Below are 21810 nucleotides of genomic sequence, written 5' to 3'. Positions count from 1 at the left end.
CCCGGCCCCTCGGCCAGTCGCCCCGAGCGTGCCCGGTCAGACCCGCCCGTAGGTATCCTCGAAGCGCACGATGTCGTCCTCCCCGAGATAGGAGCCGGACTGCACCTCAATCAGCGTCAGCGGGATCATCCCGGGGTTCTCCATCCGGTGCACGCAGCCCAGCGGCAGGTACACGGACTCGTTCTCCCGCAGCAGGATGCGCTCGGCGTCGCGCTCGACGATGGCGGTGCCGTTCACCACCACCCAGTGCTCCGCGCGATGGAAGTGCTTCTGGAGCGACAGCTTCTGGCCCGGGCGCACCAGGATCTTCTTCACCTGGAAGCGCTCGCCCTGGATCAGCCCCTCGTAGTGGCCCCAGGGGCGGTACATGCGGCGGTGCGCGCCGGCCTCCGGCCGCTTCTTGGCCTTCAGCTGGTCCACCAGCTTCTTCACGTCCTGCGCGCGGTCGCGCGGCAGGGCCAGCACCGCGTCCTCGGTCGCCACCACCACCACGTCCGACAGGCCGACCACGGTGGTCAGGATCCCCTCGGACCGCACGTAGCAGTCCCTGGCATCCAGCAGCTCCACCGGCCCGTGGGTGGCATTGCCCCCGGCATCCTTCGGGCTCGCCTGCCACAGCGCGTCCCAGGAGCCGACGTCGGACCAGCCGATATCGGCCGGCACCACCGCCGCATGGGCCGTCTTCTCCATCACGGCGTAGTCGATGGAGATGTTCGGGCTCTCCGCGAAGGCGGCACCCAGCCGGACGAAGTCCAGGTCCCGCGTGGCCCCCTCGACCGCGGCGCGGACGGAGGCCACCAGCTCCGGCTGCAGCCGCTCAAGCTCCGCCAGCAGGGTGGAGGCGGCGGCGACGAACATGCCGGCATTCCACAGGTGCTTGCCGCCCTCCAGGAAGGACTGGGCGCGGGCTAGGTCCGGCTTCTCCACGAAGGAGGCGATGGCCGAGACGCCCGGCGCCTCCGCCAGAGGCGCCCCGGCCTCGATGTAGCCGAAGCCCGTCTCAGGGCTCTGCGGGCGCATCCCGAAGGTGACGATCCGCCCGGACCGGGCCGCCTGGCAGGCCAGGTCCAGCGCCGCGTGCAGCGCCGGCAGGTCCTTCACCACATGGTCGGAGGGCATGACCCAGAGCAGGGAATGTGGGTTCTCCTCCGCCGCCAGCACGGCGGCCGCGGCGATGGCGGGGGCGGAGTTGCGCGCCACCGGCTCCAGCACGATCCGGGCGCCGCCACCGGCTCCCTCGGCCCCCACGGCCACGCCGGCATCGCGCAGCTGCTCGGCCACCATGAAGCGATGCGCCTCCGCGCAGATCACCATCGGCGGCCCGAAGGCCGGCCCGGTCCCGCGCGCCACCGTCTCCTGAAGCATGCTCGCCTCGGAGATCAGCGGCCAGAACTGCTTGGGGAACCCCTCCCGCGACAGCGGCCAGAGGCGGGTGCCGACCCCGCCCGACAGGACCACGGGCACGACACGATCCTGAGGCATGGCTTCTCTCGGCAAGGTAGGTTGGGCATCCACGGGCAAGGGGGCCGGGAGTAAAGGAGCCCAGCCCAAAAGAAAAGCCGCCCCGGCGGCCGGGGCGGCCCTTTCGTTGCGGTCCCGTTGATGCGCCTGCCCCGCGCGGGGCGGCCGGGCCCTGGCCTAGTGCAGCACGCCGAAGAGCCAGAGCAGGATAATGACCGGGATGGGGATGCCGATCAGCCAGAGGAGAATGCCGCGCATCGTGTCGCCTCCTGTTAGGGTATGTTGCTTCCCAACGGGGGGACTTGCGGCGGGTTGCGGCGCCTTGCAGCCTCCCCACATGGAATCGCCCCCCGCGCCTGCGCCCTGGTCCAACGAGGCCCCCTGGACCCCCACGGCCCGCTACCCCGACCCCCGGCTGCGGGACCTGGACCCCTCCTTCGCCCGCTACCGCGTGATGAACGCCCCCGTGCAGAAGCTGGCCGGGGGAACGCGCTGGGGGGAAGGGCCGGTCTGGTTCGGGGACCACCGCTGCCTCCTCTGGTCCGACGTGCCGGAGGACCGCATCCTCCGCTGGGACGAGGCGACGGGCGCGACCACCGTCTTCCGCGCTCCCTCCAACTTCGCCAACGGCAATGCGCGGGACCGGGAGGGCCGGCTGGTCACCTGCGAGCACGCCACCCGCCGCGTGACCCGCACGGAGCATGACGGCCGCATCACCGTGATCGCGGATCGCTACCAGGGCAAGCGCCTGAACTCCCCCAACGACGTGGTGGTGAAGTCCGACGGCACGATCTGGTTCACCGACCCGCCCTTCGGCATCCTCTCCGACAACGAGGGCGAGCGCGCCGAGCAGGAGCTGCCCCAGAATCTCTATTGCGCCGACCCCGCCCGCGGCACGCTGGAGGTGGCGGCTGAGGGCATCGAGGGCCCGAACGGCCTCGCCTTCTCCCCCGGCGAATCAATCCTCTACGTGGTGGAGAGCCGCACCAGCCCCCGCAAGATTCTTGCCTTCGACGTGGGCGCGGACAACCGCCTCTCCAACCGCCGGGACTTCATCACCGCCGAGCCCGGCGGCACGCCGGACGGCTTCCGGGTGGACGAGGACGGCAGCCTCTGGTGCGGCTGGGGCATGGGCACGCCGGAACAGGACGGGGTGCGGGTCTTCAACTCCGCAGGCGCCCCCATCGGCCATATCGACCTGCCGGAGCGCGCGGCCAACCTCTGCTTCGGCGGCCGGCACCGCAACCGCCTGTTCATCACGGGCGCCCGCTCCCTCTACGCCGTGGTGGTGAACACCCGGGGTCTCTGACCCCTGGGAAGGGCCAGGCGGCCGGAACGGGAACCGGCCGTCACCGCCCGCCGAGCGCCGCCGCGATGCTCTGGCCCAGCACCGCGTAACCTTCCGGCCCGGGGTGCAGGCGGTCCGGCAGCAGCGGGCACTGCTCCTGCCCGTCGCAGGCCCGGGCGAAGGGGGTGAAGGCGTCCACGAAGCGGATGCCCAGCGCGGCCTGATCCTCCGCCAGCGCCCGGTTCACCAGCTCGATCTCCCGCCGCCGCACGCGCAGCCCGGGCCCGCGCGGAAGGATGGAGACGACGACGATCTCCGCCCGGGGCAGGCGCTGGTGCAGGCGGGCGATGATGGCGGTGATGCCGCCGAGCACGGAGCAGCCGTCGTCCCGGGCCAGGTTGTTCGTGCCGATCAGCAGCACTACCCGGCGGAAGGCGTCCGGCCCGAAGGGCGCCCGGTCGATCCGGTCCAGCACGTTCTCCGTCCGGTCGCCGCCCACGCCGAAATTCGTGACCGGCCGGCCGAGATCACCGGATGCCGCGCCCCAGCGGGCGAAGATGGAATCCCCGACCAGCAGCGTGTCGGATGGCTGCGCGGGCGCGCGCATCATGGTCCGCTCCGTCATGCGCTGCCCGCGCTCGTCCCCGCGCGGGGCGGGGCTCACCGCGGGGGCGCCTGGCGGCAGCGGCCCGCAGGGCGCGGCCAGGGCGGGCAGGGCCAGGAAGGCCTGCAGGGCCAGCACGGGAAGGACGCGAAGCATCATGGGAACGGGCCTCCATCTGTCGTCGCGGCGGGGCAGCCCGGCCTGGCGGCAAGTCGGCCCCTTCCCATCCAGCCCCTACCATCCGGCATTGGATCCCGGCGGGGCGGCGCCGAGGCCGCAGGCGGAAGGCCCCGGCCCTCAGAAGTCGCTCACGCGCCCCTTGCGCTCCCAGTCGCCGTAGCGCGTCGGCTCCGGGCCCTTCGGGCCGCCGATCTCGGCGGGCATGGGCGGCGCTTCCGGCTCCGGCGATGCGGCCGGTGGCACAACCGGTGGCGCAACCGGGGGGGCGGGCGGGGTCTTGGTGGTGTCGTCGATCTCGGCCATGTGCCCCAGATAGGGGCGCGGAGGCGAAGGAGGAACAGGTCCCGTGTCCGGTTATGCGCGCACCGCCATCCTGATGGCGGGCATGGTCGCCCTTTTCGCGGGGGTGGGCTTCCTGCTGGGCGGGCGGCAGGGGATGGTGATCGCCTTCCTGTTCGGGGTGGGCACCAACCTCTTCGCCTGGTGGAACTCGGACCGCATGGTGCTGCGGATGCACAATGCCCAGCCCATCGGCCCCGCCGAGGAGCCGCGGCTGCACGCCATGGTCGCGGCGCTGGCGGCCCGGGCCGGGGTGCCGGTGCCCGCCCTCTACGTGATCCATGAGGACCAGCCCAACGCCTTCGCCACCGGCCGCTCCCCGGAGCACTCGGCGGTCGCCGTCTCCACCGGCCTGCTGGCGATGATGCCGGAGGAGGAGGTGGCCGGGGTGGTGGCGCACGAGCTGGCGCATATCCGCAACCGCGACACGCTGATCATGACGGTGGCCGCCAGCCTGGCCGGCGCCATCGGGGTGCTGGCGCAGTTCGGCGGGCTGTTCGGCCACCGCGACCGGAACAACCCGCTTGGCGGGATCGGCGTGCTGCTGGCGATCGTGGTCGCGCCGCTGGCCGCGATGGTGGTGCAGATGGCCGTCAGCCGCTCCCGCGAGTACGAGGCGGACCGGGTGGGCGCCATGATCGCTGGGGGCCCGATCGGCCTCGCCCGCGCGCTGCAGCGGCTGGAGGCGGGGCGGCACGCCATTCCCAATGGCGCGGCGGAGGCGAATCCCGGCACCGCGCACCTGTTCATCGTCAACCCGCTCTCCGGCCGGGGGATGGACAGCCTCTTCTCCACCCATCCCAGCACGGAGAACCGGGTGCGGGCCCTGCTGGAGATGGCTGGGGGGATGCCGATGGGCGGCACGCCCGGCGGGTTCATGGGCGGCTCCCCTGGCGGCTCCCCTGGCGGCCCCGCAGGAGGCTTCGCGCCCGGCCCGGCGCCCGGCCCCTGGAGCGGCCGCGCATCCCGCAGGCCGCGCAGCCCCTGGGGCTAGGCGCGCGGCCGTGTCAGGCTGCCCCCGCAAGGCGGGAGGAGAGGCCGATGGCCCTGGACGGTGTGCGCGCCCTGGTGTTCGACGTGTTCGGCACGGTGGTGGACTGGCGCAGCGGCGTGGCGCGGGAGGCGGCGCCCTTCCTGGCCCGCCATGCGCCGGGCACCGACCCGGCAGGCTTCGCCGATGCCTGGCGCCGCCGCTACCAGCCCGCCATGGAGGCGGTGCGCAGCGGCCGCCGCCCCTTCACCCGGCTGGACGTGCTGCACCGGGAGAACCTGGAGGCCGTGCTGCCGGATTTCGGCATCGACCCCGCCCGCGTGCCGCCGGCGGAGCTGGACGAGCTGAACCTCGCCTGGCACCGGCTCGATCCCTGGCCGGACGCGGTGGCGGGCCTGGCGCGGCTGAAGGCGCGCCACATCATCGCGCCGCTCTCCAACGGCAACATCATCCTGATGACCGACATGGCCAAGCGCGCCGGCATTCCCTGGGACTGCATCCTCGGCGCGGAGGTGGCGCGGGCCTACAAGCCCGCGCCGGAAGCCTATCTCCGCACCGCGGAGGTGCTGGCGATGCGGCCGGAGGAGGTCTGCCTCGTCGCCGCCCATAACGGCGACCTGGCGGCGGCGCGGCGCTGCGGGCTGCGCACGGCCTTCGTGCCCCGCCCGCTGGAGCACGGGCCGGGGCAGGCGACCGACCTGGCCCCGGCGGAGGAATGGGACGCCGTGGCGCCGGATTTCGGCGCCCTGGCGGAAGGGCTCGGGCTCTAGGCCCGCCTCAGGACGAGGCGGCCGCCTGCCGTATACGCTCCAGCGCGCCCAACGTGGCGCGCGCAGCCTCCAGCGCGCGCGGCTGCTCTTCCTGGCGGGAGGTGATATCCGTGTAGCGCTCCCGCATCTCCCGTACGCCGTCCTTGAAGACGGAGTTGTCGGTGAAGCCCGTAGGCGCGCGCTCCGCGGCGCTCCGGGCCTCCTGCATGGCGTGCATGAGCTGCTGCAGTGCCGGGGAGGTGGCGCCCGCCTGGGTCGTCCGCGCGCTGGACTCCGCTCGCGGGATCTCCCGCCGCAGGTCGTCGGCCGCCTTCTGCAGCATGCCGACATAGGTCTGCATGTCCGGCGCCCGCGGGGTGGGAGTCATCGGGGTCGGGTTGGCGGCGGTGGGCTGGTTGGGCGGGGCCTCCGCGGCGGGCGCCTGGTTCGGCACCGGCGGCCCCTGGTTCGGCTGCGCTTCGGCGCCCGGCGGCAGGGCCAGACACAGGGCGGGCAGGGTGGCGAGAAGAAGTGACCTGGCGCGCATCGTGGTTCTCCCGGACGCCGAGCGCGGCCGCGTTCGGTGCGGTCCACGGGGCTGTTGTTCGGCCAGAACGCGACAGGCGCGCGCCTCTCCCTGCTCCAGCACGATCACGTGGGCGCGAGCGGCGCGGGCGCGGAGCTGTCCCCGCGGCCCCGGCCGGGCGCGGAACGCCGATAGACGGCCGGGCGGAGGGCGCGCATCATTTCGGGTAATAATCAATCCGGGGAAACGTCCATGCGCCGTCGCAGCTTCGCCCTTGCCCTCGCCGGGCTTCCCCTCGCTCGCCTGGGCTCCGCCCGCGCCCAGGCAGCATCCCCTATCCTGCTGGACAATGTCCGCTACTTCGACGGCCGCGCCATGACGGCCCCCGCCCGCCTGCTGATGGCCGAAGGCACCATTCGCATCCTCGGCAACGGCGCGGCGCCGGATGGGGCACAGCGCGTGGACCTTTCCGGCCGCTACGTCATCCCCGCCATGGTCGCGGCCCACTCCCACATCGGCCACACCTCCGGCGCCACCTCCGGCCGCCAGTACTACACGCGCGAGAACGTGGAGGCGCAGCTCCGCCGCTACCAGGCCTTCGGCATCGGCGCCGCCGCATCGCTCGGCCTCAACGCCCCCCTCTTTCACGAGCTGCGCGCCGAGAGCCGCGCCGGCCGCCTCCCTGGGGCCCTCCTCCTTGGTGCCGGCCCGGGCCTCGGCATGCCGGAGGGTGCGCCGCCCGCCGGCCCCATGAACCTGGCGGACGACCAGGTGATCCGCCCCGCCGATCCCGCCGCCATGCGCCAGGGCGTGAACGACCTCGCCGACAAGGGAATCGACCTCGTGAAGGTCTGGATCGACGGCCTCGGCGATACCGTGCCGCAGATGACGCCCGAGATGGCCCGCGCCGCCGTGGAGGCCGCCCATGCGCGCGGGCTGAAGGTCGCGGCCCATATCCACGACCTCTCCCAGGCCCGCCTCGCCGTGGAGGCCGGCGTGGACATCCTCGCCCACGGCATCCGCGACAAGGAGATGGACGACGGCCTCCTCTCCCTCATGCGGCAGCGCGGCACCTGGTACATCCCGACGATCCAGATCGACGAGGCCGAGTACATCTACGCCGACGACCCCGCGATCACCGAGGACCCCTTCCTCCGCGCCGCGCTGGACCCCGCGATGATCGCGCGCATGAGGGACCCGGCCTGGCGCGCGGCGCAGCTCGGCCGCGCCGCCCCGCGCCGCTCCGACGTGCGGTTCAACAAGCTGAACCTGAAGCGCGTGCACGACGCCGGCATTCCCGTGGCCTTCGGCACCGACTCCGGCGGCACCCCGCTGCGCGTCCAGGGCTTCGCCGAGCACCGGGAACTGGAGCTGATGGTCGAGGCCGGCCTCACCCCTGCCCAGGCCCTGGACATCGCCACCGCCCGCTCGGCCACGCTCCTCGGCCTCACCGACCGCGGCAGCGTGCGGGACGGGCTGCGCGCGGACCTCGTGGTGCTGGAGGCGGACCCGGTGGCGAATATCCGCAACACGCGCCGCATCGCGCGCGTCTATCAGGCCGGGCGAGAAGTGGCGGGGCCGATTGCCTGACCCTCCGGGGCCAGTGGTCCAACGGAACGGGTGCCGCGATCGAACCCGTTCACGGCACGCTCGGCTGGAGGAGCCGGTTGCCCCGTAGCCGCTGGATAGCCAGTTCGGTGAAGGTGCGGACCTTGGCCGAGGGGCGCCCTCCCCCTGAGTGGACGACATGGATCGGAACGGGCTGTTCCTCATGCTCCTCCAGGACGATTGCGAGCCTGCCCTCCGCCAGGGCCGGCGCGACCTGATATGAGAGCAGCCGCGCGATTCCATGTCCGCTGATCGCCGCGGCCAGTGCCGCGTCGATGGTGTTGCACACAAGCCGGGGCCTGACGCTGACGGCCATCTTCCGATCGGGGCCGAAGCGCCATTCGGACGACTGCTCGAGGCCGGCGGAGCCGATCACGACGTGGTCGCGCAGATCGCGCGGCGAGGCGGGCGTGCCGTTCCGGGCCAGGTAGTCCGGCGCCGCGCAGACCACGCGGCGCACGCTGCCGACGCGCGCGGCGATGAGGCCGGAATCCGGGAGGTGCCCGATGCGGATGCCGACATCCGCGCCCTCCTCAAGCATGTTGATCACCCGGTCCACGAAGAGCGCGCGCAGCGTCACGCCGGAATGGCGGGACATGTATTCCGTCATGACTGGCAGGACGTAGATGCGCCCGAACTGGACCGAGGCCGTGACCGTCAAGGTTCCGGAGGGCGTGGCGTAGGATCCCGCGGCCGCCGCCTCCGCCTCCTCGATGTCCGACAGGATGCGCCGGCAGTCCTCCAGGTAGCGCTGCCCTGGCTCGGTCAGCCTCACCGAGCGGGTCGTCCGCGTCAGGAGCCGGGTTCCGATCGCCTCCTCCAGCGCCGCCACAGCCCGCGTCACGGCGGGCGGGCTCATGCCGAGCTGGCGCGCCGCCCCCGTGAAGCTCCCGCAATCGGCGGTCCGCACGAAGATCCGCATGGCCTGCCAACGATCCACGACGACACCCCCAGGGGCCGGCCCCGGCCCGGCGATTATTCCATTCCACGCAGCAGTGATGTTCCGAGAATGCCGGTTCTGCTTGCTGGCCGAAAGGATTTCCATGCCGGAAGTCATCGCCATGGAGATCTGCCATGAAGCTCCACTCCTTCGCCCTGTCGGGCCACGCCCACCGGGCCCAGCTATTCCTCTCCCTCCTCGGCGTGCCTCACGAGCTCGTCGAGGTCGATCTGGCGGGGGGCGAGCAGAGGTCGCCCTCCTTCCTCTCCCTGAACCCTTTCGGCCAGGTTCCGGTCCTTGAGGACGAGGGTGCTGTCATCCCGGATTCCAACGCCATTCTCGTCTACCTCGCCAGGAAGCTCGGCCGGGAGGACTGGCTGCCCACGGATCCGGCCGGCGCGGCGGGGGTGCAGCGCTGGCTGTCGGTCGCGGCCGGCCAGATTGCCTCCGGCCCTGCCGCCGCCCGCCTCATCACCGTCTTCGGCGCGCCCTACCGCCCGGAGGAGGTGATCCCCCGCGCGCACGCCATCCTGTCGCTCATGGAGGCGGAGCTCGGCGCGCGCGCCTGGATCGCCGCCGATCGGCCGACCATCGCGGACATTGCCCTGTACAGCTACGTCGCCGCCGCCCCGGAGGGGAACGTGGACCTCGCCCCCTACCCGCGGATCCGTGCCTGGCTGGCCAGCATCGAGGCACTGCCCGGCTTCCTGGCCTTTCCCCGGACCGCGGCAGGCCTCCATGCGGCCTGACCCGATCATCTCCAGGGGCGCGGAACCGGGCGACAGGCCCTCGCCCTGGCACCCCGGAGAAATGGCCCTCCAGCAGGCAGCAGGGGCGCGCGAGCATCTGGAGGCAATCGGCCGGCATATCATCCGCGACCACATGCCCGAGCAGCACAGGCTCTTCTTCGCCGGGCTGCCCTTCGTGGTCATCGGCGTGGTCGATCCCGCTGGCCAGCCCTGGGCCACGCTCCGCGCCGGGCGGGTGGGCTTCATGAGCGCGCCCGATCCCCGGCACCTGCGCATCGAACTGCCGCGCGACGCGGCCGATCCGGCGGATGCGGGGATGGAGGACGGCGACGCCGTCGGCCTTCTCGGCATCGACCTGGCCACCCGGCGCCGGAATCGCCTGAACGGCACCCTCCGCCGCGACTGGTCCGGTGGCTTCACCGTGGTGGTCGGGCAGAGCTTCGGCAACTGCCCGCAATACATCCAGCAGAGAGAAGCGCGCTTCCTCCGCGACCCGCTCTCCGCATCCGCCGACCCGCCCCTTGTCACGGTCGGGCTGGATGAGAGGGCGAGGCGCATCATCGGTCATGCCGACACCTTCTACGTCGCCACCTCGGCCGATCTCGCCGATGGGCAACGCCAGATCGACGTGTCGCACCGCGGCGGACGGCCCGGCTTCGTCCGGATCGGCGACGACGGCGCGCTCACCATTCCCGATTTCGCCGGCAACCGCTTCTTCAATACGCTGGGCAACCTGCTCGTGAATGCCCGGGCCGGGCTCGTTTTCGTGGAGGACAAAACCGGGAGCCTGCTGCAGATGACGGGCAAGGCGGAGGTGCTGGCCGACACGTCCGGGATCACCGCCTTCCCAGGCGCGCAGCGGATCTGGCGCTTCAAGCCGCAGCAGGTGGTGTTCCGCGCCGCCGGCCTGCCCCTGGCGCTCTCGCCTCTCCCCGATGGCTGGTCGCCGCAGACGCTCCGGACGGGAAGCTGGACCTAGAGCAGTTTCCGTTCGCCTTCGCTCACTTCAACCGCTCTAGCCTGTTGTTTGTAGAACCGATTCACCCGTTCCGGTGATTCCACCGGAACGGGATCGGCTCTAGGCGTCCAGCGCGAGCGCCGGTCGGCGCATGCGGCCGGCCTCGATCCGCCCCGCCGTGGGCAGCCATGGCCGATGGCGAAGGTGTCTGGATGGCGCGGCGGGTCTGATCCTCAGCACCTGACGGGCGCGGCCGCGTGCCTCGGGTGTCACGCCCCGTTGCCGCCGATCACCCCCGATCCGCTCCGCTCACGGCGGCCGGGCCAGCAGGCCCGGCACGGCCTCCCGGCGAAACGTTCCGATCTTTCACGATCAATGAATCGGCTTCGAGCGAGGCTGGGCTTCCACCTCTTGCTCCTGCTGAACCGTTGATCTCACCAGTTCGCGACCGAGCGCTACCAGGAGCGGACGTGCCACCGCACGCAGGCGCCCACCTTCTGCTCCCATCTGCTCCAGCTCCCGGTAGGTCGAGATCGCCATATCGGTCGCGCGGATCAGCGGGCTCAGCTCTCCTTCGGCGGGCATGGCAAGGAAAACCACCCGCTCCTCGACATGCCCTTCCCTCTTGCTCTCCGTGATGTCGATGACGATGCCACGGCCACGCACGACAACCCCATCCTCATCGACCTCGAAGCGACCGCGCGCCAGAACCCAACGCGTTTCGCTCGCGGAAGGGCAGGTGCGGTACTCGGCCACGAACAGGCCCCCACGCTCGATGACATCCGTGATCTGGCGCTGAAAAGTGGGAAGGTCGTCGGGGTGAATGGCATCCGATGCGGCCTGGAGCGGGAGGCCTTGCTCGGCCTGGTGAGCCGGAAGCCCGAACAGCCCGGCGCAGGTCGCGTCGGTCCGCATGCAATCGCCCGCGACTTCCCATTCCCACACGCCAACTTTGGAGGCCGAGAGAGCGTCCGGCAGCAGATTAGGATTCGACTGTCCGATCGCGAAGGGCATGCCCCCGTCTCCTCGAGCCTCCCGCAGGCCATTCTCGTTCAGCTTCGTTACCTCAATAGGTAGGCTGGCGGACGTTGTTGCGCAATCGCGATAGGCTTGCACGCTGGCGGACATGTGATGGCGGCTCATGCCCCTCCCTGCGCGCCGTGGCTCCGCACCGCCTCCTCCGCATAGCCCGTGAGGAACGGCACCGTCAGCCCGGGCTGCAACCGGGCCGGCGAACCGGGTGCCGGCCCACCTCAGAGCCCGTAGGGGGCTCAGGCGGCCCTAGTCAGCCACCGCGCGGCTCCCGTCCTTCCCGTCGGCCGGGCAGTCCTCCACCACCTCCCGCGCCAGGGCCAGAAGCAGGCGGCGCAACCAGGCATGGCCCTGGTCGGCCTCGAAGCGGCGGTGGAAGATCATGGAAAGGCGGGTGTGCTGCGTCGCCGCCGCCGCCGCCTCCGGCAGGGGCAGCAGAGCCAGCCCGTGCGCGGCGGAAAGCTGCCGCGCCAGGCGGGAGGACAGGGTCATCACCATGTCCGTCCCCAGCAGGATGCTCGGCACGGCAGAGAGATGCGCCACCACCGCGCCCAGCCGCCGGGAATGGCCGAGCTCCCGCAGGATCCGGTCCATCGCCCCGTCCCGCGAGCCGTTGGGCGAGTGCAGCAGGTGCGGGAAGGCGGTGTAGCGCTCCAGGCTCAGCGGCCCGTCCAGGAGCGGGTGCCCGGGGCGGACGAGGATCATGAAGGCCTCTGGCAGAAGCCGCAGCCGGGTGTAGAGGGCGGTGGGCTCAGCCAACATGGCGATGGCCAGCTGCGCCTCGTCCCCCTCCAGCAGCGCGCCGGCATTGGTGCGGTCCGCGTGGCGGACCGCCACCAGGATGCCCGGCGCCTCCTTCGCCAGCCGGGCGAAGAGCGGGGGTGCCAGGATCGCCTCCGCGTACTCGGAGAAGGCTAGGGTGAAGACCCGGTCGCTGGTCGCCGGATCGAAGGGGGCGGTGGCGGCCAGCGTTTCCTGCAGCCGGTCCAGAACCTCCGCCACGGGCTGCATCAGCGCGAGCGCGAGGCTGGTGGGCTCCACCCCCTGGGGGGCGCGCAGGAACAACTCGTCCCCCAGCGCCCCGCGCAGCCGGTTCAGCGCGTTGGAGACAGCGGGCTGGGAGAGATTCAGCCGCGACGCAGCGCGCGTCACGTGCCGCTCCCGCGCCACCGCGTCGAAGACGCGCAGCAGGTTCAGGTCGAGCTGCGAGAGGTCCTTCATGCCCGATCCATGGCGCGGACGGGGGCCGACGCCAAGGTCGCCAGCTCCTCCGGCGTGGCGGCGATCCGGTGGCGGACCAGCAGGGCGGAGAAGCCGGGCGAGGCCGTGAGGACGCAGACCGGCACCGCCAGCACCAGCCCCGCCAGGAAAGGCAGGGCGAACAGCAGCGCTGTCCCGGACACCGCCGCCAGCGCCGCCGCGCAGCCCAGCCCGATCAGCGTGTGCGGCCACAGCAGCCGCGCCGCATCCCCCCAGGCCACGCCGCGATCCGCCCGGTTCTGCGGCGCCCAGCCGTTCCGCGTGCCCAGCGCCAGGCGGATGAGGGCGAGGCTCTTGTTAGTGAGGCTCACCGGCTCCGTCAGCAGGGAGAAGAGGATCTCCGCCCCTGCCCCCCGCAGCACCGCCCCCCGCCCGCCATAGGGCACGGCGCGCTCCCCGCGGATCAGGAGCTCGGCGAAGCCGCAGAGCTTCGGCGCCGCGTTCGCCGCCCAGGTCAGCGCCAGCAGCGCCGCCAGCGCCCCCATCGGCGTTCCCGCCCCGCCGCCCGTCACGGCATTGCCCACCGCCGCCAGCAGCATCCCCAGCCAGAGCGGCGCGCAGAGGAAGAGCAGCATGGCCTGCGCCAGCTGCCACCGCCCCATCGGCGTCAGGCCAGGCCGGAAGATCAGGTGGCGGTACTGCATGTTCCCAGCCCCCCAGCGCACGTCCCGCGCCAGGAACTCCGGCAGAGCCGGCGGATTCCCCTCCAGGCTGCCCCTCTCGGAAGGCAGGCAGCGCACGCGCCAGCCGGCAGCGTGCAGCCGCACCGCCTCCACCTGGTCGTGGGAGAGGATGGCGGAGCCGTCCGGCAGCGCCGTCAGGCGCGCGTGCTCCCGGAAGGGCGCGATCCGCAGCACGGCGTTGTGGCCCCAGTAGGGCCCGTCATCCAGCTGCCACCACCCCTGCCCCGTGGCCCAGGCCCGCATTCCCGCCCGCATCCCGAACTGGAACAGGCGGGGAAAGGCGCGCGCGGCCGGGCGGCCGACGATGAGTTGTTGGATCAGTGCCAGCCGGGGATCCGCCTCCATCCCCCGCACCAGCCGCAGCACGGCATCCGCCGACATCTCCGAATCCGCGTCCAGCATCAGGGCGAGGTCTTGGTCCCCTGCGTGATGGTCCATGAAGTCCATCACGTTCCCCGCCTTGAACCCGGCATTGTCCGCCCGGCGGCGGTAACGCACCGAGAGCGGGGCGCGGGCCGCGAAGGCGGCGACCGCCTCTTCCTCCGCCGTCGCGCGGGCCTGGTCCGCCGTGTCGGAGAGGAACCACAGGGTGAAGCGCCCTCCCTCCCCCGCCGCCGCCAACCCTTCCACCAGCCGCGCCAGGGGCGGCAGAACGGCCCCCATCGCCTCGTCACGGATGCAGACCGCGATGGCGGTCCGCAGCGGCGGCCCGGCGCGCGGCGCCGCCACCTGCGGGACCAGAAAGGCCGGCGCGTCCGGCTCTCGCAGCAGCAGGAAGAGGCCGATGGCGGCGTTCGCCACGCAGATCGCCGTCCAGGGCAAGGTTCCCAAGTAGAGGGCGGCGATCGCCACCTCCCACCCCGTCCAGCCGCCCGCCGAAAGCACGCGCCACAGCAGCGCCGCCAGCGGCAGGGCAACCAGAAGGCAGAGGAGGAGGAAGATCGCGCGGCGGAGCGCAGGACGCTCCCGGGGCATCGGAACCACGGTCACTCACGCAATTGGGATGACGCCAGGGTAGCTTGCGCAACCTGAAACCGCACGCAACTTAGCACACGTGATGGACGCCCTCACCCCCGCCAGCGCTCTCGCCTCCCCCGCGGAGGACGAGGCCATTCTTGCCCGGCTCCGTGCCCTGGCGCCTGCCATCGCGGAGCGCGCCGCGGCGCTGGACGCCGTGGAATCCGCCCTGCCGGAGGCGGATGTGGCCGCGCTGGCCGAGGCCGGGCTGCTGACCGCCCCCCTGCCCCGCGCTCTGGGCGGCCAGGGCTGGGGCAGCGAGCCCGCCGGTGCCGATTCGCTGTTCGAGGCGCTGCGGCTGGTCGGCCGCGCCAGCCTGCCCCTGGGCCGGCTCTACGAGGGCCATGTGAACGCCATCCGGCTGGTGACGGAGCATGGCACCCCCGCGCAGCGCGCCGCGGCGGCCGCGGCCGCGCGGGACGGCCTCCTCTTCGGCGTCTGGAACACGGAGCGGCCGGGGATCGACCTGCGGATCGACGCGGAGGGGATCCTGCGGGGCGGCAAGGTGCTCTGCTCCGGCGCCGGGCTGGTGGAGCGCGCCCTGGTGACGGGCCGCCACAACGGAGAGGGCCCGCAGCAGATGCTGCTGGTACCGCTGGAGCGCGGGACGGACCGCGCCGAAAGTTCCGAGTGGCGGGTGACGGGCATGCGCGCCTCCGCCACCGGCACGGTGATGATGGAGGGGATCGCGGCGACGCCCGAGGTCGTGCTCGGCGAGCCCGACGCCTACATGCGCCAGCCCGGCTTCTCCGGCGGCGCCTGGCGCTTCCTGGCCGTGCATCTCGGCGGCCTGGAGGCAGTGGCGGAGGCCTTGCGGGCACACCACCGCCGCACCGGCCGCGGCGAGGACCCGCACCAGGCCGCGCGCTTCGGCCAGGTGCTGACAGCCGCCGAGTCAGCGCGGCTCTGGGTGCTGAACGCCGCCCGCATGGCGGAAGAGGAAGTGGCAGAGCCCGCGCGCATCATCGCCTACGTCGATCTCGCGCGCGGCGCGGTGGAGCGGGCGGCGCTGGACGTGCTGGAGTTGGCGCAGCGCTCCATCGGCCTGCAGGCCTTCACCCGCGCCAACCCGGTGGAGCGCCTGATACGCGACCTGGCGACCTATCTGCGCCAGCCCGCGCCGGACCGGGCGCTCGTGGGCGGCGCGGCGGCCGGCCTGGGCTTCGCAGAGGCCGTGGGCGACATGTGGCCGTGAGGGCAAGCGACTTCCTGAGAGAGGCCGAGGCGCTTCCCTTGGTGCCGCTGCACGCGCTGCTGCCGGAAGGCGGTGTGCTGGTGCTGGCCCCGCACCCCGACGATGAATCCCTGGGCTGCGGCGGGTTGCTGGCCGCCATGGCCGCGGCGGGCCGCCCGGCGCGCGTGGTGGTGATGTCGGACGGCGCGGGATCGCACCCGAATTCCCGCACCCATCCCGGCCCCGTGCTGCGCGAGTTGCGGCGGGAGGAGGCGATCGAGGCGGCGGAGGAACTGGGCGTCCCGGCGCCGCTCTTCCTCGACCTGCCCGATGGCGACGTGCCCACATCCGGTGCGCGCTTCGAGGAGACGGTGCGCGCCGTGATCGCCGCCGCCGAGGGGCTTGGCACGATCGCCGCCACCATCGGCCTGGACCCGCACAAGGACCACGAGGCGACCTGGGCCATCGCGAAGGAGGCATCGCGCCGCGCGGGGCTGCGCCTGCTGGGCTACCCCGTGTGGAGCTGGCGGCACCTCTACCCGGCCATGGCGCCGATCGCCCCGGTGGAGCTGCCCGCGCCGCCGCGCGGGATGCGGCTGGACGTCTCCGCGCAGATGGAGACGAAGCGGCGCGCGGTGATGGCGCATCGCAGCCAGGTGACGCGACTGATCAAGGACGATCCATCGGGCTTCATCCTCTCCCCCGCCGTGCTCTCCGTGCTGATGCGTCCTTTCGAGGTGTACCTGGAGGAGGCGGCGTGAAGGCGCCTGGCGAGAGCTTCTCCGCGCAGTTCTTCGAGCAGTTCTACGCGAAGAACCCGGATCCCTGGCGCTTCAGGACCTCGCCCTACGAGCGCGACAAGTACGCCGCCACCCTCGCCGCGCTGCCGCGCGAGCGTTACGAGAGCGCCTTCGAGCTGGGCTGCTCCATCGGCGTGCTCACGCGCATCCTCGCGCCCCGCTGCGCGCGGCTGCTCTCGGTCGATGGCGCGGAGGCGCCGCTGGCGGAGGCGCGGCAGAACGTGGTGGACATGCCCTGGGTGGAGATCCGCCGCGCGCATGTTCCCGCGGACTGGCCGGAGGGCGAGAGCTTCGACCTCATCCTGCTCTCCGAGGTTCTCTATTTCCTTAACCCCGCCGATCTCCGCACGGTGACGGACCAGGCGCTGCGCGCGCTGCGCCCGGGCGGCGACGTGGTACTGGTGCACTGGCTCCCGCCCGCGGAGCCGCCCTTCCCGCAGGCGGGCGACGAGGCGGTGGAAGGATTCCTCGCGCATGCCGGCGACGCGCTGCGCCCGCTGACGGCACGCCGCGAGGAGCAATACCGGCTGGACGTGCTGCGGCGCGCGTGACGCCGAATTCATTCACCGCGCGGCAACGCGCAGCACGGCTTCTTCGCTTGCATGTCCGGCGCACGGATCACCCGGTCCGCTTATTCCCGCCACATTCAAGCGCGACATAGCCCGCGAAAACGGCCGTCCGCGGCCCATTGGAGAGACACACGGTGACGGCTGGCACATCGCTGAGGATCGCGGTCGTCTCGCACCTGAAATACCCAATCGCCGAACCCTTCCCAGGCGGGCTGGAGATGCACACGCACATGCTCGCGCGTCTGCTGAAGGCGCGTGGCCACGACGTGACCCTCTTCGCCAGCGAGGGGTCGGACGCGGCATTGAACCTGCGCACCTACGGTGCGCCCACCGGAACGCCGACCACCGACAAGGAGGCCGAGGACGTCGCGCTGGCGGAGCACCGCGCCTACGACGCCATGATGGACGACGTGGCCGCCGGCAACTTCGACATCGTGCACAACAACGCCCTGCACTACCTGCCACTGACCGCCGCGAGCCGCATCAAGGCCCCGATGGTCACGGTGTTCCACACGCCGCCCTTCATGGAGCTGGAGAACGGCGTGCTGGAATGCACGCGGCCGGACATGCGCTACATCGCCGTCTCCCAGGCCGTGAAGGCCATGTGGAAGGACGTGGCCGTGGCGGACGAAGTGATCTGCAACGGCATAGACCTCGACCTCTTCGCCGCGCGCACGGAGACGCCCATTGATCGGCCCGCCGGGCGGCACGCCGTCTGGTCCGGCCGCATCGTGCCGGAGAAGGGAACGGACCTAGCGATCCGCGCCGCGCGCCGCGCCGGCATCCCGCTGCGCTTCGCCGGCCCGATCAGCAATCTCGCCTTCTGGCACGAGAAGATCGTGCCGCTGCTGGGCGAGGACGTGACCTATCTCGGCCACCTGAACCACCGCGAGCTGGCGGGCGAGGTGGCGCGCGCCGCCGTCGCCCTCATCACCCCGCGCTTCGACGAACCCTACGGGCTGGTGGTGGCGGAGGCCCTGGCCTGCGGCACGCCCATCGCCGGCTTCGCGCGCGGCGCCCTGCCGGAGCTGACGGATGCCGAGACAGGCTGCCTCGCCCCGCCTGACGACGTGGAGACGCTGGCGGACTGCATCCCGCGCGCGGCCGCCCTCTCCCGGGCCGCGTGCCGGGCGCGGGCGGCCGTGAACTGCGACATGCACCGCATGGTCGGTCGCTACGAGGCACTGTACCATCAGGAGATCGCCCGCGCCGCCGCGGCCGGGGCCCTCGCCGCGAAGTAGGAACACCGCTTGAGCCCCGCCTGCGTCGTCTGCATCCCCGCGCGGAACGAGGCGGAGCGGATCCCCCGCCTGCTGCGCGCCCTGGCCGCGCAGGAAGGATCCGCGCCGCTGCGTGTGCTGGTGCTGGCGAACAACTGCACCGACGGCACCGCGGAGGCCGCGCGGCGCGAGGGCGCCCCATCTCTCGACCTGCGCGTCGAGGAGGCCTCGCTGCCGCCCGATCGCGCCCATGCCGGCGGCGCGCGCGGCCTGGCGATGGAGCGCGGCGCGGCGTGGCTGCGCGAGGCGGGCGGCGCGAAGGGCGTGCTGCTGAGCACGGATGCCGACGCCGAGCCGCCGCCGCACTGGATCTCCGCCAATCTTGCCGCCATTGCGGCCGGGGCGGAGGCGGTGGGCGGCGCCATCCGAATCGCGCCGGAACCCGGCACGGCGATCCCCGATTGGCTGATCGCCGCGCAGGCCCGCGTGGCCCGCTACTGGGAGGCCGTGCGCGCCCTGGCTCACGCCATCGACCCGCTGCCGCACGACCCGCCGCCGCGCCACGGCGACCACACCGGGGCCAGCCTCGCCGTCACGCTCGCGGCCTTCGAGGCGGCGGGCGGCGTGCCCGCCATCCCCACCGGCGAGGACAACGCGCTGGTCACCGCCATCGAGCGCAACGGCGGCCGCCTGCGCCACCCGCCCGATGTCTGGATCGCCGTCTCCGCGCGCGAGGACGGGCGTGCCAGCGGCGGCATGGCCGGAGAGATGCGGCGCTGGCGCGAGATGGCCGAGACCGGCGCGCCCCACCTGCTGCCCGATGCCGCCTTCTGGCGCACCCTGTTCCGCCGCAACCGCGCCCTGCGCGCTTCCTGGCCGCGCGGCGACGCGCGGATCGAGGGCGCCGATCCCGAGCTCCTGGCGCGCACGGCGCGGGAGAGCGTGAACGCGATCGCCTTCGTGAAGCGCGCCGACCCGCTCCTGCCGCCCCTGGAACCGGAATGGCACGAGATCAGCCGCGCCACGCAGGAACTGGAGGCGATGGCGCGATGAGGCCGGTCGGCTACTACGTCCATCACCAGGGCATGGGCCACTGGACCCGCGCCGCCGCCCTGGCGCGGCATATGCGCCGCCCCGTGACGCTGATCGGCACCGTGGCGGAGCCGCGCGAGGCGCCCTGCCCCGTCCTCGCCCTGCCCGACGATGCCGGCGCCGATCCGCGCCACGGCGACCCCGCCGGCGTGCCCGGCCTGCACTACGCGCCCGTCCACCACGAGGGCATGCGCGCCCGCGGCGCCGCCATTGCCGAATGGATCGCGCGGGAACGCCCGGCGCTGATGGTGGTGGACGTCTCCGTGGAGGTGGCCGTGCTCTCCCGCCTCCTCTCCACGCCGGTCCTCTACTTCCGCCTCTCCGGCACGCGCGACGATCCGCCGCACGTCACCGCCTTCCGCGCTGCCGAGGCGCTGATCGCCCCCTTCCCCGCCGCGCTGGAGGACCCCGCCACGCCCGACTGGGTGCGGGCCAGGACCTTCCACGCCGGCTTCCTCTCCGGCGGCGGCGCCGTGCCCTCCTCCGGCGGCGGCATCGTCGCCGCCTTCGGGCGCGGCGGCGCGGGCGGAAGCGCGGCCGCCCTGGCCGCCGCCGCGCGCGCCGTGCCGGACAGGCGCTGGCGGGTCCTCGGCCCCGTCTCCGGCAGCACGGCGCTCCCGCCCAACCTCGAACTCCTGGGCTGGCGAGAGGACGCCAGCACCATCCTGGCGGATGCCGATCTCGTCATCGGCGGCGGCGGGGATGGGCTGGTGGCGGAGGTGGCGGCCCTCGGCAAGCGCTTCCTCTGCCTGCCGGAGCCGCGCCCCTTCGACGAGCAGCTGGGCAAGGCCCGCCGCCTCGCCGCCCTCGGCGCGGCCGTGGTGCGGGAGGAATGGCCGGACGAGTGGCCGGAGGCGATCGCCGCCACCCGCGCGCTGGACCCGGCGCGCATCACGGCTCTGCACGATCCGAACGCCGTGGCACACACCGCCGCCTTCATCGAGAGGATGGCGGCGCGGTTCGACGGCGCCTAGCGCCCCGCCGCTCAGCGCCCGGGCGCAACGGCCATGCAGGGCCCGCGCGCGGCGCGGCAAGCCTGGCGGGCCTCGCCCTGCGAGAGCCCGGTGACGCGCGCGCGCCACAGCCAGCCGGACCGCACCCGCACGCGCCGCAGCTCCACCGCACCACCCCGGGCGGCCACACGCTGCGCCGCGGCCCGGGCCGGCCCGCGATCGGCGTAGGCGCCAACCTGCACCGCCCAGCGCCCCGCCGCGCGCGCCTTCCGGGCCTGGTGGGGGGCGGGGCGGGCGGCCGCGCGCGGCGCCTCCGCACGGGGCACCGGGCGCGGCATCGGCCGCAGTGCCGGCGCGATGGCCGCCGCCTGCGCGGTGCCGACGAAGCGCAGCCCGCCGCGCGAGGCCATCATCGTGCCGCCCTGCGGCGGGGCCACCTGATCGAAACCGCGATCCAGCAGCGCCATGACATGCGCGTCCCGCGCGGCCCCGGTGGCGCCGCCGAACATCACCGCCACCAGCCGCCTTCCGTCGCGCACGGCGCTGGCCGCCAGGTTGAACCCGCTGGCATCGATATAGCCCGTCTTGATCCCGTCCGCGCCGTCATAGGCGGCGAGGAGGCGGTTGTGGTTGCCGATGTACTGCCCCCGCCAGTCGAAGCCGGAGGCGCTGAAATAGGCGTAGCGCTCCGGGAAATCGCGGATCAGCCTGCGGCTGAGGGTCGCGATATCGCGCGCCGTCGTCACCTGCTTGCGGTCTGGCAGGCCGGAGGCGTTGCGGAAGGTGGTGCGGCTCATGCCCAGCGCGCGGGCCTTGCGCGTCATCATCCGCGCGAAGCCGGCCTCGCTGCCGCCGAGATGCTCGCCCAGCGCCGCCGCCGCGTCATTTGCCGACTTGGTCACGAGCGCCATCATCGCATCCCCGACCGTGATCGTGGATCCCGCGCGCAGCCAGAGCTTGGAGGGCGGCCGGCTGGCGGCGTGGCGCGAGACGCGGATGCGCGTGCCCTCCGTCACCTTGCCGCGCCGCAACGCCTCGAAGGCGAGATAGAGCGTCATCATCTTCGTCAGCGATGCCGGGTAGCGCAGCGCGTCCGCGTCTGCGGCGAACAGCACCTCGCCCGTTCCCGCATCCTGCACGAAGGCGGCGTAGCGCCGGTCGCCCGATTGCGCGTGCGACGGCGCGGCGAGCGCGACCGGGACAAGGAAGGAAACGGCGAGCAGCGCGGCGCACGCCAGGCACCACCGCGTGGCACGGCTGAGAAGCGGCATGGCAGAACATCCCCCAACGGCGCGGCCGCCTCCGCATCGGGCCGCGCAGTTCGTCCCCGCCAGGCCCCCCGGCCCGGCGGTTCGGCGCCGCGGGCATGCTCGTGCACCGCGACCGCGCGCACCATGGCGCCCCGTTGCGGCGCCAGGAAGCGCGGGGGAGGAGATGTCGGGGAAAAATACCGTCCGACACGTATTGTCACGTGCGGACATCGAAAGCGCGCCGCGGGTGTGTCGCGCAGGCCAGCGTCAATCCTCCATAGCGCAGTCCGCCGCTCAAGAAAACGCAAGCGCCCGCCCCGCCTTGCCGGGCGGGAGACGGCCGTTATCCTTCCGGCCGCGGGCGCGC

The 21810-nt window shown here is 72.9% G+C and carries 21 protein-coding genes; 12 read left to right on the top strand and 9 right to left on the bottom strand.

Going from position 1 to position 21810, the window contains the following annotated elements; genetic code table 11:
- Positions 1–36: 36 nt before the first annotated feature.
- The gene (locus tag NRP21_RS21260) at positions 37–1482 is read right to left on the bottom strand and encodes a mannose-1-phosphate guanylyltransferase/mannose-6-phosphate isomerase (RefSeq protein WP_257718240.1); all 1446 of its coding nucleotides are present in this window, start codon (positions 1480–1482) and stop codon (positions 37–39) included.
- 316 nt (positions 1483–1798) lie between these two features.
- Here NRP21_RS21260 and NRP21_RS21255 point away from each other — a divergent pair, with 316 nt between their 5' ends.
- The gene (locus NRP21_RS21255) at positions 1799–2770 is read left to right on the top strand and encodes an SMP-30/gluconolactonase/LRE family protein (protein ID WP_257718239.1); all 972 of its coding nucleotides are present in this window, start codon (positions 1799–1801) and stop codon (positions 2768–2770) included.
- 40 nt (positions 2771–2810) lie between these two features.
- Here NRP21_RS21255 and NRP21_RS21250 read toward each other — a convergent pair whose 3' ends face one another.
- Positions 2811–3512: an SGNH/GDSL hydrolase family protein gene (locus NRP21_RS21250; protein WP_257718238.1), complete on the bottom strand. Its 702-nt coding sequence runs from the start codon at positions 3510–3512 to the stop codon at positions 2811–2813.
- Between the two features lie 138 nt (positions 3513–3650).
- Positions 3651–3836 (bottom strand): DUF1674 domain-containing protein, encoded by a 186-nt coding sequence (locus NRP21_RS21245; protein ID WP_257718237.1) that lies wholly within the window; start codon positions 3834–3836, stop codon positions 3651–3653.
- Between the two features lie 43 nt (positions 3837–3879).
- Here NRP21_RS21245 and htpX point away from each other — a divergent pair, with 43 nt between their 5' ends.
- Both htpX and NRP21_RS21235 read left to right on the top strand, forming a co-directional pair.
- Complete coding sequence (htpX, locus tag NRP21_RS21240; RefSeq protein WP_257718236.1) at positions 3880–4866, top strand: zinc metalloprotease HtpX; 987 nt, start codon at positions 3880–3882, stop codon at positions 4864–4866.
- Positions 4867–4913: 47 nt separating this feature from the next.
- A complete protein-coding gene (locus tag NRP21_RS21235) occupies positions 4914–5633 on the top strand; it encodes a haloacid dehalogenase type II (protein WP_257718235.1) in 720 nt (239 codons plus the stop codon).
- 7 nt (positions 5634–5640) lie between these two features.
- Here the strand turns inward: NRP21_RS21235 and NRP21_RS21230 are convergent, their stop codons facing one another.
- A complete protein-coding gene (locus NRP21_RS21230; protein WP_257718234.1) occupies positions 5641–6159 on the bottom strand; it encodes a hypothetical protein in 519 nt (172 codons plus the stop codon).
- A 231-nt stretch (positions 6160–6390) separates the two neighbouring features.
- Between NRP21_RS21230 and NRP21_RS21225 the strand changes: the two genes are divergently transcribed.
- The gene (locus NRP21_RS21225) at positions 6391–7728 is read left to right on the top strand and encodes an amidohydrolase family protein (RefSeq protein WP_257718233.1); all 1338 of its coding nucleotides are present in this window, start codon (positions 6391–6393) and stop codon (positions 7726–7728) included.
- 49 nt (positions 7729–7777) lie between these two features.
- Here NRP21_RS21225 and NRP21_RS21220 read toward each other — a convergent pair whose 3' ends face one another.
- Positions 7778–8686 (bottom strand): LysR family transcriptional regulator, encoded by a 909-nt coding sequence (locus NRP21_RS21220; protein ID WP_257718232.1) that lies wholly within the window; start codon positions 8684–8686, stop codon positions 7778–7780.
- A 134-nt stretch (positions 8687–8820) separates the two neighbouring features.
- Here NRP21_RS21220 and NRP21_RS21215 point away from each other — a divergent pair, with 134 nt between their 5' ends.
- Positions 8821–9435, top strand: a complete 615-nt coding sequence (locus NRP21_RS21215) for a glutathione S-transferase family protein (protein ID WP_257718231.1) — start codon at positions 8821–8823, stop codon at positions 9433–9435.
- Between the two features lie 61 nt (positions 9436–9496).
- Complete coding sequence (locus NRP21_RS21210; RefSeq protein WP_257718230.1) at positions 9497–10414, top strand: pyridoxamine 5'-phosphate oxidase family protein; 918 nt, start codon at positions 9497–9499, stop codon at positions 10412–10414.
- 351 nt (positions 10415–10765) lie between these two features.
- Here NRP21_RS21210 and NRP21_RS21205 read toward each other — a convergent pair whose 3' ends face one another.
- The 3 genes from NRP21_RS21205 to mdoH all read right to left on the bottom strand — a co-directional run bounded on the left by NRP21_RS21205 (position 10766) and on the right by mdoH (position 14343).
- Positions 10766–11407, bottom strand: a complete 642-nt coding sequence (locus NRP21_RS21205) for a PAS domain-containing protein (RefSeq protein WP_257718229.1) — start codon at positions 11405–11407, stop codon at positions 10766–10768.
- 267 nt (positions 11408–11674) lie between these two features.
- Entirely contained in the window at positions 11675–12646 is a 972-nt protein-coding gene (locus tag NRP21_RS21200; RefSeq protein WP_257718228.1) for a LysR family transcriptional regulator, read from the bottom strand.
- Entirely contained in the window at positions 12643–14343 is a 1701-nt protein-coding gene (gene mdoH / locus NRP21_RS21195; protein ID WP_257718293.1) for a glucans biosynthesis glucosyltransferase MdoH, read from the bottom strand. The genes NRP21_RS21200 and mdoH overlap by 4 nt, the downstream gene beginning before the upstream one ends.
- A gap of 82 nt (positions 14344–14425) precedes the next feature.
- On the opposite strand from mdoH, the gene NRP21_RS21190 reads away from it, so the two are divergent.
- From NRP21_RS21190 to NRP21_RS21165, 6 genes are all read left to right on the top strand, one after another.
- On the top strand, positions 14426–15580 hold the full coding sequence (locus NRP21_RS21190) for an acyl-CoA dehydrogenase family protein (protein ID WP_257718227.1): 1155 nt from the start codon (positions 14426–14428) through the stop codon (positions 15578–15580).
- Positions 15577–16320, top strand: a complete 744-nt coding sequence (locus tag NRP21_RS21185; protein WP_257718226.1) for a PIG-L deacetylase family protein — start codon at positions 15577–15579, stop codon at positions 16318–16320. Before NRP21_RS21190 ends, NRP21_RS21185 begins: the two co-directional genes overlap by 4 nt.
- Positions 16317–16910, top strand: coding sequence for a class I SAM-dependent DNA methyltransferase (locus NRP21_RS21180; protein WP_257718225.1), 594 nt, complete (start codon positions 16317–16319; stop codon positions 16908–16910). Before NRP21_RS21185 ends, NRP21_RS21180 begins: the two co-directional genes overlap by 4 nt.
- A gap of 152 nt (positions 16911–17062) precedes the next feature.
- Positions 17063–18169: a glycosyltransferase gene (locus NRP21_RS21175; protein WP_257718224.1), complete on the top strand. Its 1107-nt coding sequence runs from the start codon at positions 17063–17065 to the stop codon at positions 18167–18169.
- A gap of 9 nt (positions 18170–18178) precedes the next feature.
- Complete coding sequence (locus NRP21_RS21170; RefSeq protein WP_257718223.1) at positions 18179–19201, top strand: glycosyltransferase; 1023 nt, start codon at positions 18179–18181, stop codon at positions 19199–19201.
- Entirely contained in the window at positions 19198–20214 is a 1017-nt protein-coding gene (locus tag NRP21_RS21165) for a glycosyltransferase (protein WP_257718222.1), read from the top strand. The genes NRP21_RS21170 and NRP21_RS21165 overlap by 4 nt, the downstream gene beginning before the upstream one ends.
- A gap of 11 nt (positions 20215–20225) precedes the next feature.
- Here NRP21_RS21165 and NRP21_RS27950 read toward each other — a convergent pair whose 3' ends face one another.
- Positions 20226–21464, bottom strand: a complete 1239-nt coding sequence (locus NRP21_RS27950) for a D-alanyl-D-alanine carboxypeptidase family protein (RefSeq protein WP_308219923.1) — start codon at positions 21462–21464, stop codon at positions 20226–20228.
- Positions 21465–21810 lie beyond the last annotated feature (346 nt).

This window comes from Roseomonas populi, assembly GCF_024594815.1.
Lineage (GTDB): Bacteria > Pseudomonadota > Alphaproteobacteria > Acetobacterales > Acetobacteraceae > Roseomonas > Roseomonas populi.
This window is presented reverse-complemented; position numbering and strand designations above follow the sequence as displayed.

Bases quoted from the DNA above. Each gene is read 5' to 3' on its own strand.
- NRP21_RS21260 (WP_257718240.1), bottom strand. From the start codon at position 1,482: ATGCCTCAGGATCGTGTCGTGCCCGTGGTCCTGTCGGGCGGGGTCGGC.
- NRP21_RS21255 (WP_257718239.1), top strand. From the start codon at position 1,799: ATGGAATCGCCCCCCGCGCCTGCGCCCTGGTCCAACGAGGCCCCCTGG.
- NRP21_RS21250 (WP_257718238.1), bottom strand. From the start codon at position 3,512: ATGATGCTTCGCGTCCTTCCCGTGCTGGCCCTGCAGGCCTTCCTGGCC.
- NRP21_RS21245 (WP_257718237.1), bottom strand. From the start codon at position 3,836: ATGGCCGAGATCGACGACACCACCAAGACCCCGCCCGCCCCCCCGGTT.
- NRP21_RS21235 (WP_257718235.1), top strand. From the start codon at position 4,914: ATGGCCCTGGACGGTGTGCGCGCCCTGGTGTTCGACGTGTTCGGCACG.
- NRP21_RS21230 (WP_257718234.1), bottom strand. From the start codon at position 6,159: ATGCGCGCCAGGTCACTTCTTCTCGCCACCCTGCCCGCCCTGTGTCTG.
- NRP21_RS21225 (WP_257718233.1), top strand. From the start codon at position 6,391: ATGCGCCGTCGCAGCTTCGCCCTTGCCCTCGCCGGGCTTCCCCTCGCT.
- NRP21_RS21215 (WP_257718231.1), top strand. From the start codon at position 8,821: ATGAAGCTCCACTCCTTCGCCCTGTCGGGCCACGCCCACCGGGCCCAG.
- NRP21_RS21210 (WP_257718230.1), top strand. From the start codon at position 9,497: ATGGCCCTCCAGCAGGCAGCAGGGGCGCGCGAGCATCTGGAGGCAATC.
- NRP21_RS21205 (WP_257718229.1), bottom strand. From the start codon at position 11,407: ATGCCCTTCGCGATCGGACAGTCGAATCCTAATCTGCTGCCGGACGCT.
- NRP21_RS21200 (WP_257718228.1), bottom strand. From the start codon at position 12,646: ATGAAGGACCTCTCGCAGCTCGACCTGAACCTGCTGCGCGTCTTCGAC.
- mdoH (WP_257718293.1), bottom strand. From the start codon at position 14,343: ATGCCCCGGGAGCGTCCTGCGCTCCGCCGCGCGATCTTCCTCCTCCTC.
- NRP21_RS21190 (WP_257718227.1), top strand. From the start codon at position 14,426: ATGGACGCCCTCACCCCCGCCAGCGCTCTCGCCTCCCCCGCGGAGGAC.
- NRP21_RS21165 (WP_257718222.1), top strand. From the start codon at position 19,198: ATGAGGCCGGTCGGCTACTACGTCCATCACCAGGGCATGGGCCACTGG.
- NRP21_RS27950 (WP_308219923.1), bottom strand. From the start codon at position 21,464: ATGCCGCTTCTCAGCCGTGCCACGCGGTGGTGCCTGGCGTGCGCCGCG.